Genomic DNA, 15,934 nt, shown 5'->3' with positions numbered 1-15,934 from the left:
ACACTAACTGTCTGGCTATTTCTAATGGTGTTCCTGTAACGTTTGTTTGTCTCAGTGATGAGATTGAGAGTCGATATCTTTAAACTCTTTGCTTAGCCGAGTCAAAAACTGAGTGGGTTTATTCCAGCCATTGGCTTTAAACCAACTTAGTTTACGAATCGACCCACCACGAATGCCTGTCCAGTTAAGGACGTCTAACGTATCGTTGTCAGTAAGCTTGTAACGGGTTTGTAATGCCTGCCATATATCTCCTTCAACCGTTACTGGTGGATCGGCTCGAAACGTAATGCCTTGGGGACTGATAACTACGAGTTCTATGGGCTCTATTGGAAATCTGTTGACTAGGCTAATCATCTCTGCTATCGATTTCAGCTCAGTCCCTGGGACAACTATGACACAGGGCTTCTGGTAAGCTTTGAGTTCGTCGTTGAGCCACTCATAGGATTGCTGAGGGGTAAACTGACTCTCACTAAAGATGTCTGAGTGTATGACTTGCAGTTTGAATTGGTGGCCTAGCTCCATATGGATACCTGTAGGAACTGTCTGTCGCTGACATGATGGTAGCAAATCTATAAAGTTTGGAAACTTGGAAAAGTATCGGTGTGCAATTTTCACCTTAACTGCTATGAACAAATTTGACTGGCATTTGGACCCAATTCCTAAAACCACATGTACTCACAATCAGTATCTAATATGGGTTGGATGAAAGAGAATGTGAAAAAACGATGGGCGATGCTGTTAAGGAGTAGCATCGTCAGCAGGCGTTAAAGTGATTTGAACTAACTATGCGGTTGAGCGGCAGCAGAACAACCATAACGAAAGATGAAAAGACTATCCACTGTCTGCTCCAACCGAATGGTATCCTGCTTTACCTTGAAGCTAAAATAGCATCTTCTATCGCATAGTCTAAAAGTCCCGTGGCTGAAAATACTTCTGGGGGATTTGCTCGCTCCCAAGCAATTGTTCGCCTTAATGCTTCATCCCGAGCAATTGTCTCAGTATAGCCCAACTCTTCACGAATACGAGTGGAGTCGGTCAGCCAGTCCTGTTCAGTATTTAAAGAAACACTATTTGGAGGCAGATGGATTTTTGATGCAATTACAATGTCACCGCGCCAACCCACAATTTGTCCGATTGCGCCAATTAATTCTGCTTGGGACAATACAGATGATTCTGCAACATTATAAGTACGATTTGTTGCACGTTCATCCGTTGCGGCAAGAACGATCGCGGCTGCGACATTCTCAACATAGCCATAGCATCCGTGCCAGTGAGCATAGCCCTCCTCTAACACAATGACAGGACGCTTATCGTCCATACGCTTAATGTAGGGGTAGAAGCGATGTTGATAATCTCCCACGCCATACACCATCGGTAATCGCAGAACTGTTCCTGGCAAGCTTGAGTCACTGGCAACGACTCGTTCAACGAGAATTTTATCGTAGTCGGGAGGCAGGCTTGACTGGATTCCAACAGCTTGATATGGATAAAGTTGTGATCGCAATGGTGCATCTTCAGCCAATGGAACTGGATCAATCATGCCTGTTTCACGTCCCCAAAGGATGTCACGGGCGCGGTAAACATCTTGACTGCTAATGGTGACGATTCGCCTAGCAACTCCCTTAAATGTTTCCATCGTGCTTCGTGCATGCGCTTCAGTGAGGGCAATCATATCAATGACGACATCGGGAGCGAGTTGTTGGAAGGTCTGCCGATAATCTGTTAAATTCTGACGATCGCCCCGAATATGATTCACTTGTTGGGGCAAATTCGCGGGTGTTACGCCTCGATTGAATACGCTAACTTCATGCCCTTCTTGCAGTAATTGCTGAGTGACGCAGCGACCAATAAACCAAGTGCCTCCAATGACTAATATTTTCATAGGTTTTCTCCTCTAGTAGTTTCTGTAGTGGCGCAAATTAGAGAATCCTTACAGATGCGATTGTATTAACAATTCTGCTAATCGTTGTTCTAACCAGTAATGCCAATTTGTTCGACGATTTAGGGACTCTAAGACTTGATGTGAATCATTTTTCACCATGCATGATGCTGGCTGTAACGGAGGCATTGCTGCGATTGGAGCTGTGAAATGGTCATTCATTGTGGCACGAGCGGCTCGATCAATGATAGAAATTCCAAATCCAGGAACCGACGTAGCCGCCTCGGAACGATGATAAAGTTGTACCTGAGTCCCGTCTTCAACGGGGGCTAAAATCCAAGTCACTCGTGAGGGTTCACTCGTTGGGTGCTCTTTCCAGCTATAAACAAGGCGCTTTGGTGCTTCTATCTCAAGTACTTCACAGTAGATCGTGAGTTTTTGTCCTAGCGGGGAACAACGTTGAAATTGAAACTGATGCCCTAAGCAAGCTTCAAAATCGTTGTCCATCATCCAAGCGTTTAAAGCGCGACGATCGGTCAGTGCCTTCCAAACTCGCTCTGGTGGGTGAGGGTAAAACACTTCCAGTACAACATCCTGGCTCATGATTGTTCCTCCAAATATTCACCCAGAGCATCCAGTTTTATTTTCCAAAATTGTTCGTACTGGCTCACCCAATCCGAGACTTGTTTAAGTGGTGTTGGATTTAATCGGTAGATGCGCTGTCGTCCATTGCGTTGCTGAGTCACTAATCCTACGTCGCATAACACATGTAGATGCTGTGAAACGGCGGGTAGAGATATCGCAAAGGGTTCCGCAAGTTGCTTCACAGGTTGTTCGCCCTGCTGTAACTGATCGAGAATGGCACGACGAGTGGGATCTGCGATCGCTTGAAAAATGTCGGAGCTGGCAGTGGTTCGACTCATCAAAAATATTTAAGTGAATGCTTAATTGAAATATACTTAAGCATTCACTTAAATGTCAAGCTCTTCCTCAGCCAAAAAATCAGCAGGATAACTACGCGTTATCCAGAAACGTTCTGGATAAACGCCCTATAACCGAATGGCACTGATGTAAAAGGCAAAGAAAAGGCCCCAGGCATGATGATCTGAGAAAATCAAAACCTGGAAGCCCAACATACTGCCTTTACTATGCCGAATCGTGCGGAGATCCTCGTGGGAAAAGTTGGGGATTGGCGACCATCGTGTTGTTTGGCACCGTCCCACGAGGTGTCCTCAGTCGATGTCTCAAGACGCATTCGAGGCCTTACCGATGACCCTTGAGGTGAGAGAAGTCCATCTGCTGATACAACACCATGATGATTTCGGTTGGACGAAATCATCATGGTGACGACCTTGCAGGATCCCAAACGGTATCCGAAAGCCAAGTTAGCCGATCTCTATCAGCTACATTGGGAGGCTGCTGAGGTGAATCTCAGACATCTCAAGACAACCTTAGGCATGGAACTGCTGGCGGCCAAAACACCCGAGATGGTTCGTAAAGATCTCTGGGTCCATCTACTGGCTTACAACCTGTTGCGTAGCTTAATGTTGCAGACCAACAAGTACACAACCGTCAAGACTTCAAGGCTTTCATTACAGGGTACTCGGCAACAGTTTAACCAGTTCAGGTCTGAACTGGTTAGCGCTAAAGCGTCGGAGCGGCAACCACTCTATCACGCGTTGTTGACTAGTGCTGGAACACTCATTGTTCCTCTACGGCCTCATCGTTGTGAACCGAGAGTCGTTAAGCGTAGGCCCAAGCCCTACCCCAGAATGCAGCAACCTCGCTCAGTTCTTAAAGCTAAACTGGTGGCTTGATTCAAGCTACGTCAGTGACATTCGCCTATACACGCTCATTAGTAAATAATATAGGTTGAACCCATGCCGTTTTACTCAGTGACATCTACCTCAGCCCTCTTTTATGCTCACGTCTACCAAGGAACTGCTAGAGAAAGCTCAAAAACAGGCCTACGCCGTTGGTGCTTTTAACTTATACAATCTCGAAGGTGTCAAAGCCGTTGTTAATGCCGCTGAGGCCGATAATAGTCCGGCAATTATCCAGATTTTGCCGAATATCCTAGAGTATGGAGGGACGCCTCTGGTCAAACTCTTTATCGAAGCAGCGGACTCGGCCAAGGTACCGATGTCAGTTCATTTGGACCACTGTGACAGTCGTACCCATATCGAAACGGCTTTAGACGCTGGGGTTCAATCGGTTTTAGCGGATGGTTCTAAATTTCCGTTTCAAGAGAACCTTGCGTTTACCCGTGAAATGACAGCCTTAGCCCATGCCCAGGGAGCCACTGTCGAGGCAGAAATTGGTAGAATCAGCGGTACTGAAGATGGCATGACGGTGGCTGCAAAAGAAGCCAAGATGACCGACCCTTACCAGGCGAAGCAGTTTGTAGCAGAATCGAGGGTAGATTTCCTTGCGGTCACCATTGGCAATGTTCATGGGCGGTATCACAGTGAACCCCGGTTGGATTTTAAGCGTCTGGCCAAGGTGCGTCAGCAGCTCGATATTCCGCTAGTGCTACACGGTGCGTCTGGCCTACCGGCTCTGATGATTCAACGCTCAATTGAATTGGGAGTCTGCAAATTCAACGTTAATACTGAGGTTCGACAAAAATATCTTCAGTTTTGGCGAGAATATGGAAAAACTGATTCTAAACGTGATCTCTTGGATTGTCAGAAGGCATCTACAGGTGCCATGCAAGAGATTATTGCTCAAAAAATTAGGTTGTTTGGCAGTGCTGGCAAAGCCTAGTAAAGCAGGGCTTACAGAGCCAATATGCTTGATAGGGGATCTCCCCCAGCCCTATTAAAGCCGTTACGCAGCACCCGTGCGCCCTGCCCCCCGCAGGCTAAACGCAACTGATTCAACACTGAACCGGAGTTTATTTAACCCCAAGCGGGAGCTTTGTTACATAAACTGATTAATTACGATATGGATTATTTTTGTATTTGAGTAGCTAGAACAACACCTAGAGTAAGTTTAAAGATTGAACTCTACTTTAAAGAGTCTTCATAGAAACATAAAAATCAATGGGTTGTTGCGGTGGAAACTATAGTGAAAACCTTTGAGCTTCATAGGATTTAGATCCGGATACTAACCTGAACTCAATCGAGCTATTTCACTATTTTCGAAATACTTTCTAGTTGTTGCCTTAGTGAACTTTTGCCTTAAACATTTCAGTACACAGTTCTAAAGATAGATTAATCTAATCCTATGAAATTGTTGATATTTCAAAAGCTTGGCCGTTATTTTATCCTGTCATCTATGTTGTTTCTCAGCAGTAGCTGTTCTTTGTTCTCTCTCGAACGCATCGGAGATCGGGGAGACTGCAAAGATATTAGCAATGGGATATCTCAGAATGATGCCCATTTCCTAAGAAGTAAGCAAGACGACATAGATATTGAGAAACTGTTGACATCTCTTGAGAGTTGGAATAGTACAACTCGCTATAAATCCCTTTTAATTCTCATTTCTAATACGGACCCGACTACACTCTTGCCTAATCTCAGGATAGCTCTCCAAGATAAAGATCCAAGGGTCCGAGCCACCAGCATTGAAGGACTGGCTACGGCGGCTGCATCCCAAGAGACACTACTGTCTGAAGTTCTTCCAATCTTGACTCAAGGAACGCAAGATGAAGATCCAGGCATCCGTTTAAGTAGCTTCGATGGACTAACCGAAGTTGTTGTCAGTCATCAGACGCTGTCTCCTCAATTGGTCCCCTTAATTGCCCATGGGTTGAAAGACAGCAGTGCTTGCGTCCGTGCAAAAACTGTATTCAGTGCGGACTGGCTTATATCCGTACTAGATTCCTCTAATGCTGAGATAAAAGCTATGATTTCAGACTTAATTACAGTCGCATCAAGCGATTCTAGTGTTTGGGCTCGGCGACATGCTTTGGGTGCACTGAGTGATATCAATGTCGCTTCAGAGGAAATCATTCCTATGGCAGTTAATGTTTTGAAACATCATCCAGATTCGACTGTCCGTTCTGCTGCAGCTTATGCATTGATGGAAAAGGAGGCAAATCCTGCCTCTACAGAAGCCCTACTTGCAGCCATTAATGACGAAAATTCACCAGTTCGTATTCGGGCAACCGCTGCTTTATTTGCGCAACAACCGACCTTATTAATAAGCCAAGATGCCTTATCTACTCTATCTGACACAGGGCTTGGAACAGCTATTTGGTATGTGAAGCAACAGCTAGACGATTTAGATGCGACAGACGAGTCGAAAGCTGATGTGCAAACGGTCTTTAATGCTTTGGCTGCAGAGTATAACTCCCGTCCAAATAAGTAAGGCCGTTGTTCCGTATGTACCTGCTAGTAATCCATTGTGTATGTATTTTATAGGAAATCATGCAATTAAAAATCATAAAGGTCCTATTTGTCGTATAATCCTTCTCGAAGGGGAGTAGCTATCGGTTTAGCCGACATCTCTGAATCAACATACTGGTGATGAGCCTGGTTCAGAGAATGATAGGGAATTTCCACTAGTCATTAGCGAGACCTTCACTAAATCTGCTGACGCGGATTTGGTGGAGTCTTGTGCCTCGTCAAATTCGTGCCAGAGACCGTTGTGATCTGAGGAATTTGAAAGGATGCTAGCTGCATTTACGGCCAGTCTGTTATTGATTACTATCTCTGAGTTGGGTGATAAGACCTTTTTTATTGCCGCCATTTTGGCCATGCGCCATCGTCGCCGCTGGGTATTTGCAGGGGCGGTTGGGGCATTAGCCCTCATGACAATACTCTCCGTTTTAGTTGGGCAGGCGGCATCACTGTTACCCGACTCAGTGGTTAAATGGGCTGAGGTTTGTTTATTTATTGTTTTTGGTATTCGGCTGCTATATCAGGCTAGCCAGATGGCAACAACAGGAGACGAAGAGAAAGATGCGGCTGAAGCAGTAGATAGGGCAGAAAAAAGCAAGAGAAAACCGAAAGAGACTCCCTTGGCAATTATGGCCGAGACCTTTGGGTTAGTCTTCGTGGCGGAGTGGGGCGATCGCACCCAAATTGCTACCATTGCTCTGGCCGCAGCCAATCCACCTGGCGGAGTCGTGATGGGTGCCGTCCTGGGCCATGCTATTTGTGCAGCCATTGCCACTAACTGTGGTCGCTGGCTCTGTGGCAGGGTTTCAGAACGTACCCTGACTGCATTAGGTGGAGGACTGTTTTTACTGTTTGGCAGCTTGGCTCTGTTCATGCCTCAAGCTTAATTTTTGAGGGCAGGGGGGATAGGACAGATCATCTTATCCCCCTGCTACTTCATCCTGAGAACCCCCAGTAGGATTCTATGACTAATCAATCACGTAGGCTGACACGAACCGTTCAAGCTCTAGGCTGGGTAAGCTTGCTGACTGATTTTGCCAGCAAGATGGTGTATCCACTAACACCTTTTTTCTTGACGAGCATGCTGGGTGCTCCAGTTTGGACAGTGGGGCTGATCGAGGGGATTGCTGAGAGCACGGCCAGTATTTTGAAACTGTACTCTGGCTGGCTGTCGGACTGGGCCGGTCGGCGCAAACCTTTTGCGTTGGCCGGTTATAGCTTAGGGGCATTGTCTAAACTAGGGTTAGCTCTGTCGGGAACCTGGGGCCATGTGTTAGGGGCACGTTTGTTTGATCGGATTGGCAAAGGATTACGAGCTGCACCACGGGATGTTCTAATTGTTGAGAATTGTACTGCTGCCCAACGGGGACAGGCATTTGGCTTACACCATAGTTTGGAAACGGTGGGTGAAGTGCTGGGACCGCTGGTGGGTTTTGTCTTTTTGCAACACTCTGTAGGAAATTATCGAGGCGTGTTTGCGATCGCATTTTTCCCAGCGCTTCTGGGTGTTCTGATCTTACTAACTCAGGTCAAAGAACAACGTCCCCAAACTAGAAAAGCACGTCCCCAATTTACATTACAAGGATTAAGCCCCACCTATCGACAGTATTTACTAGCAATTATTCTCTTTAGTTTAGGAAATTCATCGGATGTTTTTCTGTTATTACGGGCCCAAGAGCTGAGCTTTACCGGCTCTACACTTCTGTTACTATACGCAGCTTTTAACCTGGTAGCCGTTTCATTAGGACTGATCGCTGGTCGTCTATCTGACCAAATAGGGCGACGACCGCTACTCGTCAGTGGATATCTTGTCTTTGCTATCACCTATCTTGGATTTGCCCAAGCTGAGACGCCTGCTATTATTTGGTTACTGTTTATGTTATACGGCCTCTATGGCACTCTAACGCGGGGTGTCCAAAAAGCATTTGTTGCCGATCTAGTACACCCCAACCGACGAGGCGCTGAAACCGGCACCTTTCATATGGTAGTTGGTTTGTCCGCACTACCAGCCAGTCTCATCGCTGGCTGGCTCTATGCAACAGTCTCTACAGCGGCTCCTTTTTATGTCAGTTCTGTTGCTGCGGTGATCGCCACACTATTGCTAATGCGAATGCATTTGCCATCGTTAGAGTCAGGGAATCGAGAATGAGCCGCACAGACAGCACCGCAAATTGAATTAACATTCCGTGTTGTGCGTAGTCAGAATGTGCTAGATTACTGGGCGTATCGGTTCTAAGGGGAAACAGTCCTTAGAGGAAACGGGGAAAGAGCAGTGAGAATCTGCCGCTGTCCCGCAGCTGTGAAGGAGGTGTTGCACCTCTCAGTCAGAATGCCCGCCGATAGTTCAACTCATGTTCTACAACATCTGCGAGGTACGGATGATGATTTTAGTGCGTAATTGTAACTATGTTGCCAGGGGAAATCTCTACAATGCTCTACCCTAGGCATATCTGGCTACATAGCTATGAAGTGTGCCTGTTAATTTTGGGCATCTATTAGTTATCTAATTAATTTTTTGAAAAGCTGTTGGCCAGTGTGTCACGGATTGTTATGCCTGCAAAAGGTATGAACAATCTATTGCTCTTAGCACTGTCTAACCCGTTCTCAACAGATCATTTTGAAAAAAGTTAAAAGCATCGTGCCATCCATTATACTGCCGCCTGAAGCACTCATGTTGCAACAGTATCTGCATCGCCCTGGATGTATTCCTGCGTCGGTTCATCCGTTTGTGAAACAAGCGGCACTTACGTTTGTTTCACAAACGGCACTTACCCATAAGATGCGGAGCCAAAAGACCTTTGGAAAACCAGCCAGGCGATTTCCATGGCGGGGTTGGTTGATGTTGATTGGATGTACGATCGCATCTCTCTCTCAATCAGTGACTCGCCGCATGCGTCGATGTTGACAACGGCAGTTCTCTCATCGTATGTCCATTGCCCCAGTGGGCAACCGCCTCCATCCTAAAAATGAGAATAGTTACTAACATGAATATTTTGTCATTGCTTGTTGCCCTCCTAGCGATTTTGCTGGTGGTTGACATCGTTGTTTATCTGCTGACTCCCCGCACCCATGGGTCATCATCACTGATGCGGTTTGGGGTTGTCGGACTGCTCAAATCATTGCGAGAAGTACCCACATTTCTATTAATGCGTTTAGCCTTTGGGGGTGGCCTGTGTCGCTTCGGCGTGTTCCGTGCCGTGCGGGCTGACTCGCTAGACTTGGGTGAACGGCCCCTTTCAGATAACGGACAAAAGATGGTCGTGGCTAGCCAGGCCCTTCTTGCATTAAACTGGTATCCGTCCAGTGCCACTCCACAGCAGGGAAACTCAGAAACATGATCCCTTCAGCCTAGGCAAACTGGCAGCAGGTGCTTGTCGCCACTAATCTTTCCCCTCGAATATAATGCCTGGAGCGGCTTTCTAGCCGGGGGCGAGGTGCCGTTGTATGTGCAAATCAAGCTAACTCATCCATCAAATTGATGCACGAGTGCTGTCTTAAAATGGCTGAGCCAGATCGGTGGCATAGACCGTTTTCCAAGCTTTAACGGTGTCCTCGCCAATTTTGCTATCGATTGCTTCGCCGCTATCAGTCACCAGTCGAATATCAAGCGTTGTCTCTGGTGCATTTTGCAACGCTTGGGCTAACTCATTGCTCACTGAGAACACATTATTTTGTCCATCAATTTGAAACACATCGCCATCAACTTTAATGAAAAGTTGAATGATATTTCTGGCGTTACTAAATTCTGAGCAACTCAAATCTGGAGAAACCCGAAACGACCCGCTGAGACAGTCGCGATCGCGAATAATCGACAGCACCCGAATAAAATCACGACTCCAGAGGCTCTGCACCTCAATTCGGGCGGTTGTATTCAAAAAGCGATCGCTAAAGGAATGACGGTCAAATACCCCAACAAAGCTGCCTTCAAACGGATCATTGATTTGAACTGGCTCTGACCAAGGTAAATTACGGTGGGTTCCTAATGTGGCCGAGTCGACAACAGCTAGCCCAGCGGCAGTGGCTGCACTCGTTATACAGATACTCCCCAACAACCCTAAACTAATCACTAAACGCCCAATCATAATAGAGCGCCTCTGCTTTATGAGACTCTACTTTGACGATAGCACAAGGGATTGGAAACAGTTGAAATATGAGCTTTCTCTTATTAGTTGCAATTGAAATTGCAGGCTTCCAGATGATCTACCAGATGATTTATGTCTACTTAGCTAAACCCATGCCCCAATCATCTTTCAACTCCAACCATTAAATCATAGCCACCCATAAAACCTATTCCATGCTTATAATCAGAACTCGTTGATTCTCAACATGACTAAATGAAAAACCTTGACACCTCACAAACCATTGAACTGCTCAATCAAATTATGGAATTTGAGCTAGCTGGTGTGGTGCGTTATACCCATTGTTCTTTAATGGTTACTGGGCCCAATCGCATTCCGATTGTAGATTTTTTCAAGACTCAGGCAAATGAATCTTTACTCCATGCCCAAGAAGCCGGTGAGATTATTACTGGGCTAGAAGGCCATCCCAGTCAGCAAATCTCAGCTATTGAGGAAAACAACCGCCACTCGGTTAAAGACCTCCTGTCAGAAAGTCTAAACCATGAGCAAACGGCATTAAATATGTACAAAAAGCTCCTAGATGTGGTCCAAAACGCCAGCGTTTATTTGGAAGAATATACCCGTACCAAAATTGGACAGGAAGAAATGCATACACTCGAGATCAAAAAAATGTTGCGTGATTATAGTTGAGCTCGTGGAACCGTTGCTTAGGTAGTTTGGGGGCCTATCTTAACGCGATGGGCTACCAAGCCCTATGTGGTCAAATCGTCGATGCCACATTAGTACCGGTGCCCAAACAACGGAATCGTTGAGACGATGATAACGAGATCAAAGCAGGCAAGGTGCCTGAGCCTTGGCAGGATAAGCTTCATCTACTCCAAAAGGATGGGAAAATTTGGGTAGTGGGTCGCAGCATTCTAGCCGCTTACCAAATTTTAGAAGACGTTAAGTTGTACATAAATCAGGCTTATTGGGTATAAATCTCAAGAAAGGCCTATGCTTAGAAAGCTGATTTTTAGCGGGGATCGATGGTAGGGCGATTGCGATCGCAGCCGATCTTGCCTACGCTAAACCTGGGATTACACGCATATTTCACGATCACAGGCTGGCCAAACGGTATGAGGCCCTAGAGATGATAAGTGTAAGTATTAAGCCAAAGTACCCAACCCTATCACCTAACACCCGAACGGATATGTGAACCGACAAGTCCCTCAGGTTTGCTTAATCGTCTGCTGAGCAAACTAAATACAGTTGCTTCCCGTGGCGCAGGCATTATCAGTCACGCTCCTAAATTCATAAAATCACCTACAAATTGCCGTAGATCCTTATTGACAATTTTTCTTATTTAGGTGATGCTAAGGTCATCTGTCTGAGCATGTATGAATGCGGGAGGCATGCAAGTAATGGTGGGTCGAGAGATTGAATCGTTAGTCACGATAGTTATCACTCTTTTTCTCTGTTTAATAGTTAACGTATCCCCTGCTGTTGCCAGTGTCACTGATGCCACAGTATGGAATAATTTAGGGCAACAGCTTTTTAGCCAAAAGCGTTATCCAGATGCTTTGTTAGCGTACAATCATGCTTTATTAATTGAACCAGAGTATTCTCTTGTTTTGGCAAATCGCTGTGGTGTTCTCAGTCAACTGCAAGAATTTCATCAAGCCTTAGTATCCTGTGATTTAGCCCTTGAAATCAATAGTCAATGGGGCGCACAAGGCTCCGCTCTCGGTTGGGATAACCGAGGGGATGCCCTTTTCAACCTGGAAAGGTATCAAGATGCTCTACATTCATTTGAACAAGCCTTGATGCATAATCCTGGCTATCAGAACGCACGACGAAATCGTCAGATTGTATTGAGCCGACTAGAGCAAATCGGTGAAAAGCCGTAAAGATTACATATTTCTGGAGAGCATTAGTTTATGTGGGATCCTCCTGCCATAATTGACATAAATCTGTTGTTAATTCTGTCCCCAATTACTGTTGCGATCGCTTGGAGCATACTAATTTCTAAAATTCTCAATCTATAATTTTCTTCACAGTTATTAACATCCTCGAAAACAATTCTTGAAGTCACACAATCCATGACTCTGAACAATGAATCACTTTATTGATGTTGCCGTTGCTTTTTTAGGTGGCACTATTATCTCGGTCAAAGGTGGCTACCGTGTATTACAACATCCCAAGAAGGGGCATATTTTTAATCGGCTAGCTGATGCTCGTTGGTTTTTAGCTGTTCATTGGTGTGATCAATTTCCAACACCAGCGGGGATCTTAACCCATGATGGACAAGTTACCTTTCAAAATCATGCGGCTTTGGCCTATGGAGACACCGTGTTTTTACCCATAAAGTCCAGGAAAGCTATCTTCAATCACTGTTTAACGTTGACACCTGGAGAAGTCGTAACTTATACAATTGAGGACTCTTCTCAGACTGATAAACATGAGGTAGAAATCATGGGACTAGATATTGATCCCCGGTATGGAAGAGTTGCCCTAGTAAAAACAAAACAGTCAGGTTCCTCGGCATCGTTTTAGAGTCTTAGTTGAAATATAATCTACGGCACTAACCAACAGCAGACAACGTGGGCATAAACGTGAGACTAGACATGGTTTATCTCTCCTTTCTGGCACAAAGCACAACATAACCTAAGTTGCTGCCATGACGGATAAACGTTTCTCGCATAGAGAGAATGCGCTGACGGAGAACCGGACGGGTGAGCATATTCCAACCCATGGTTAGTAGAGTCGGTACGCCTTCCTCTTTAGCAATACAGAGAGGGTTAAGCAGTGCCATAGGACCACTGTTGGACTGCTCTACAGTGAGTCCTGCGGTTTGACAAACATCCATCCATCCCTGCATGGACAACGGGGCGGCATTCACCCGAATAGTGGTGGACAGGTCTCGATGAATAGCCTCAATATTAGAATCACTCGCCCGCGATTCGTGACTAAGAAATTGACCATTAGGTTTGAGACGATCGCAAATGCCAGACAAAATTTTAACCTTACCTGCGGCAGACTGCATGGTCAAAATTGCTTCTGCTAGCACATAGTCAAACTGTTCTGTAATTTCCTCTAAATGGAAAATATCTCCCTTAATAACACTGACCTGGTCAGTTAAGCCAGCAGCAGCAATATTGGCTTGGGCACGAGCCACACTGTCAGAATTTTTCTCGATGCCCACCACACGTACTCCGTAGCGCTGCGCCAAGGAAATTGCACTGAACCAAAGCTTGCCGCCAATTCTAGAACAGTTTCACCAGGCTGAAAGTCAGCCCAGGCAAAAAGCTGTTCAGTCGCTCTATATCCTCCTGGGCGAAGAGCCTGTTTACCGGCAGTCGCTAACACTTGATGGGCTGGGGCAGTTTTCAGATCTATCTGAGCCATATTCATTAGCGCAAGACAATACCCTGAATATGCCAAAGAACTCTATCTTATTCTATGAGGTAGCTCATACACGGAGCATCCACTTAATCCAGGAAAGCTTGGCTCGGCAGGAAGTTAGGACGAAGAAGTCAGGGGCTCACTACCTTTCGACAAGAAAATTTTTTGGTTGAAATATTTTTTATTTCAACCAAAAAATAACCGAGTGAACACCGCAATAGCCAAATTCTGAAAAAATCCAAAAGTCTCATCGAGCAGAGCCCACATAAAGTCCTTTGGCTGCCAATAGCAATTAGAATTCAGCTATTCCAGGTGAAAATAATTATACAGTTAATATTGAGAATTAGTCCTATATAGCAAACCACCGGCATCATATTCAGTTATGGGTTAACCAACAGGAAAGCCCTAGCTGCGGGAATATTCAACAACGCAATGCTGGTCTACTTTATAGTTTTGTTTAACAAGCTCTACACTGGTCATTATTGGCATTTCCTGACGACACCGTAAACACATCCAGTAGAGACCTGTTGCACGAACATGGCGCAGCAAACTCCCAGAACAGCAAGGACAGGCAACCATATGTTTCACCTTAATTAATAGGATTTATTCTCAATAATAACGTATATTTATTAAAGTGACTCACCTTTAGAGAGTTGAGAACTACTCACCAATAAATTTCGAGGTGATCTGCAAATCAGTATCCTGAATAGCTACAGCAAAATCATTAGTAATTTTTGATTTATGAGTTAATTATTGAGAAAATATTGCAATAATACGAAAAGCAGATTGTTTTCTTTTAACAACGTATATGCAAACTTACAAAGTGAACCTTGTCAATGAAAAGTACGGCATCAATGCAATCATTGAGGTGCCTGAAGATGAGTACATTCTTGATGTTGCCGAAGAGGAAGGAGTGGACTTACCTTTTTCTTGCCGTGCTGGAGCCTGTTCATCCTGTGCTGGCAAAATTTTAGAAGGAGATGTTGACCAATCAGATCAGTCATTTTTAGATGACGATCAGCTATCTGCTGGCTATGCTTTACTTTGTGTCACCTATCCAATGTCTGATTGCAAAATTGAAACGAATTCGGAAGATGAATTGTACTAGTGATTTCAACGCCTAAGTATAGAGGCAATAGGATTAATATGCCGATAAAACAATTGTTTCTATACTCACATACAGGTATCGCTCTAATTGATTTATGCCGTTGCTGATTCAGGAGATAAATCGATGTAGTAAGATTTCCCTAAATCAGAATTTTTTAAATACCTTTTCCTGAGAATCAGCAACGCCAACTTCAGCTACTCTGAAGAAGTATTCTCATCATTTGAGTCCTCATCTTCGCCCTCACGGGCTTCTAGGGCAGCTTCTGCTAGGGCTAAATTTTCTTGAGCGGCTTGGAAATCAGGCTCAATTTCCAAGGCACGACCATAGGCAACAATGGCGTCTTCATATCGCTCTAATTCAAAAAGTACTGTGCCTAAGTTGTTGTGAGCCTGAGCGTAGTTAGGGTTAAGCTCTATCGCTTTTGCATAGGCTGCTACTGCCTGTTCTGCAGGCAGTAGATTACCCAGGTTTACATAGACCTCAGGCAAGTCTGGATCGATCTCAATGGCTTGCTCGTAGGCCTCAATGGCTTCTTCATAGTTCTCCTGAAATGCCAATACAGTGCCAAGATTATTATAGGTATCTGCACTATCTCCATTGATTTCTAACGCTTGCCGATAGGCATCTACAGCTTCTGCTGGCCGCCCTAATTGATACAGTGTAGCCCCCAAATTGTTATAGGCATCAGCATTTTGAGGGTCAATCTCAATCATCTGCTGCCAGGCCGCTGCCGCCGCTTCATATTCTCCGGAGCGATAAGCTTCTAAACCTTGCTGTGCCACCTCTTCAAGGGATTGGGCCAAGGCTGGCAGCGGATTTAAGAGTAGAGAGAATAAAAACAGTGGAAGGCATTTACGTAGGAGCATAAATGGATAGTCCGCTAGCTACCCTAGTAAGCATAGCAACTATTGACACTAGTTCTCAAATTTAAACCTGCTGGCCAAGGCATCTTGAATTATCCATAAATCTCAAAGCTCTCTATTTCTGAACCTAAAGAATTGTGATTATTGTTTCAAGTCGTGAGAAATATAGTTAGCTTTTTGCCATTCCATAGTATATCCTTAATAGGAAGAATTCTCATGTAAGTAGATCTGGCATATCTCAAAGTGCAAAGCCTGGATATTAATGTTTGATTGAG

Annotated in this window: 16 protein-coding genes, 2 pseudogenes and 1 riboswitch; of the genes and pseudogenes, 11 read left to right on the top strand and 7 right to left on the bottom strand. The window is 45.0% G+C overall.

Annotation, left to right across the window (positions count from 1 at the left end):
- Nucleotides 1-51 precede the first annotated feature (51 nt).
- The 4 genes from SPB21_RS08875 to SPB21_RS08860 form a co-directional block, all read right to left on the bottom strand.
- Nucleotides 52-615, bottom strand: a complete 564-nt coding sequence (locus SPB21_RS08875) for a hypothetical protein (protein WP_499866341.1) — start codon at nt 613-615, stop codon at nt 52-54.
- A 253-nt stretch (nt 616-868) separates the two neighbouring features.
- Nucleotides 869-1,882: an NAD-dependent epimerase/dehydratase family protein gene (locus SPB21_RS08870; protein WP_163698908.1), complete on the bottom strand. Its 1,014-nt coding sequence runs from the start codon at nt 1,880-1,882 to the stop codon at nt 869-871.
- Nucleotides 1,883-1,930: 48 nt separating this feature from the next.
- The gene (locus SPB21_RS08865) at nt 1,931-2,482 is read right to left on the bottom strand and encodes an SRPBCC family protein (protein WP_499866340.1); all 552 of its coding nucleotides are present in this window, start codon (nt 2,480-2,482) and stop codon (nt 1,931-1,933) included.
- Nucleotides 2,479-2,802: an ArsR/SmtB family transcription factor gene (locus SPB21_RS08860; protein ID WP_163660162.1), complete on the bottom strand. Its 324-nt coding sequence runs from the start codon at nt 2,800-2,802 to the stop codon at nt 2,479-2,481. The genes SPB21_RS08865 and SPB21_RS08860 overlap by 4 nt, the downstream gene beginning before the upstream one ends.
- A gap of 417 nt (nt 2,803-3,219) precedes the next feature.
- Between SPB21_RS08860 and SPB21_RS08855 the strand changes: the two genes are divergently transcribed.
- The 7 genes and pseudogenes from SPB21_RS08855 to SPB21_RS08825 form a co-directional block, all read left to right on the top strand.
- A complete protein-coding gene (locus SPB21_RS08855; RefSeq protein WP_499866339.1) occupies nt 3,220-3,696 on the top strand; it encodes a hypothetical protein in 477 nt (158 codons plus the stop codon).
- A gap of 103 nt (nt 3,697-3,799) precedes the next feature.
- The gene (locus SPB21_RS08850; RefSeq protein WP_163698914.1) at nt 3,800-4,645 is read left to right on the top strand and encodes a class II fructose-bisphosphate aldolase; all 846 of its coding nucleotides are present in this window, start codon (nt 3,800-3,802) and stop codon (nt 4,643-4,645) included.
- A gap of 462 nt (nt 4,646-5,107) precedes the next feature.
- Nucleotides 5,108-6,193, top strand: coding sequence for a HEAT repeat domain-containing protein (locus SPB21_RS08845; protein ID WP_499866338.1), 1,086 nt, complete (start codon nt 5,108-5,110; stop codon nt 6,191-6,193).
- 301 nt (nt 6,194-6,494) lie between these two features.
- Nucleotides 6,495-7,112, top strand: a complete 618-nt coding sequence (locus SPB21_RS08840; RefSeq protein ID WP_163660175.1) for a TMEM165/GDT1 family protein — start codon at nt 6,495-6,497, stop codon at nt 7,110-7,112.
- A gap of 77 nt (nt 7,113-7,189) precedes the next feature.
- The gene (locus SPB21_RS08835) at nt 7,190-8,374 is read left to right on the top strand and encodes an MFS transporter (protein ID WP_499866337.1); all 1,185 of its coding nucleotides are present in this window, start codon (nt 7,190-7,192) and stop codon (nt 8,372-8,374) included.
- Between the two features lie 61 nt (nt 8,375-8,435).
- A riboswitch (cobalamin riboswitch) is annotated at nt 8,436-8,580 on the top strand.
- Between the two features lie 283 nt (nt 8,581-8,863).
- Nucleotides 8,864-9,130, top strand: coding sequence for a hypothetical protein (locus tag SPB21_RS08830; protein WP_163660179.1), 267 nt, complete (start codon nt 8,864-8,866; stop codon nt 9,128-9,130).
- Between the two features lie 178 nt (nt 9,131-9,308).
- Nucleotides 9,309-9,437: pseudogene (locus SPB21_RS08825) on the top strand (SAM-dependent methyltransferase); the annotation flags it as partial.
- A 282-nt stretch (nt 9,438-9,719) separates the two neighbouring features.
- On the opposite strand, the gene SPB21_RS08820 reads toward SPB21_RS08825, so the two are convergent.
- Nucleotides 9,720-10,307 carry a hypothetical protein gene (locus tag SPB21_RS08820; protein WP_163660184.1) on the bottom strand — a complete coding sequence of 196 codons (588 nt, stop codon included), beginning with the start codon at nt 10,305-10,307 and terminating at the stop codon, nt 9,720-9,722.
- A 252-nt stretch (nt 10,308-10,559) separates the two neighbouring features.
- Here SPB21_RS08820 and SPB21_RS08815 point away from each other — a divergent pair, with 252 nt between their 5' ends.
- From SPB21_RS08815 to SPB21_RS08805, 3 genes are all read left to right on the top strand, one after another.
- Nucleotides 10,560-10,994: a ferritin-like domain-containing protein gene (locus SPB21_RS08815; protein ID WP_163660186.1), complete on the top strand. Its 435-nt coding sequence runs from the start codon at nt 10,560-10,562 to the stop codon at nt 10,992-10,994.
- Nucleotides 10,995-11,707: 713 nt separating this feature from the next.
- The gene (locus tag SPB21_RS08810) at nt 11,708-12,193 is read left to right on the top strand and encodes a tetratricopeptide repeat protein (protein ID WP_499866336.1); all 486 of its coding nucleotides are present in this window, start codon (nt 11,708-11,710) and stop codon (nt 12,191-12,193) included.
- Between the two features lie 205 nt (nt 12,194-12,398).
- Entirely contained in the window at nt 12,399-12,839 is a 441-nt protein-coding gene (locus tag SPB21_RS08805) for a hypothetical protein (protein WP_163702933.1), read from the top strand.
- A gap of 76 nt (nt 12,840-12,915) precedes the next feature.
- Here SPB21_RS08805 and SPB21_RS08800 read toward each other — a convergent pair.
- A pseudogene (locus tag SPB21_RS08800) lies at nt 12,916-13,697 on the bottom strand (SAM-dependent methyltransferase).
- Between the two features lie 799 nt (nt 13,698-14,496).
- On the opposite strand from SPB21_RS08800, the gene SPB21_RS08795 reads away from it, so the two are divergent.
- On the top strand, nt 14,497-14,796 hold the full coding sequence (locus SPB21_RS08795; protein WP_163700337.1) for a 2Fe-2S iron-sulfur cluster-binding protein: 300 nt from the start codon (nt 14,497-14,499) through the stop codon (nt 14,794-14,796).
- Between the two features lie 194 nt (nt 14,797-14,990).
- On the opposite strand, the gene SPB21_RS08790 is transcribed toward SPB21_RS08795, so the two are convergent.
- Nucleotides 14,991-15,662, bottom strand: coding sequence for a tetratricopeptide repeat protein (locus SPB21_RS08790; protein ID WP_163700334.1), 672 nt, complete (start codon nt 15,660-15,662; stop codon nt 14,991-14,993).
- Nucleotides 15,663-15,934: the final 272 nt, after the last annotated feature.

This window comes from Leptothoe sp. ISB3NOV94-8A (genome assembly GCF_043421595.1).
In the GTDB taxonomy this organism is placed as follows: domain Bacteria; phylum Cyanobacteriota; class Cyanobacteriia; order Phormidesmidales; family Phormidesmidaceae; genus Leptothoe; species Leptothoe turfae.
Note: the sequence above shows the minus strand (reverse complement) of the source record. Positions and strands in the feature narration are given on the sequence as shown.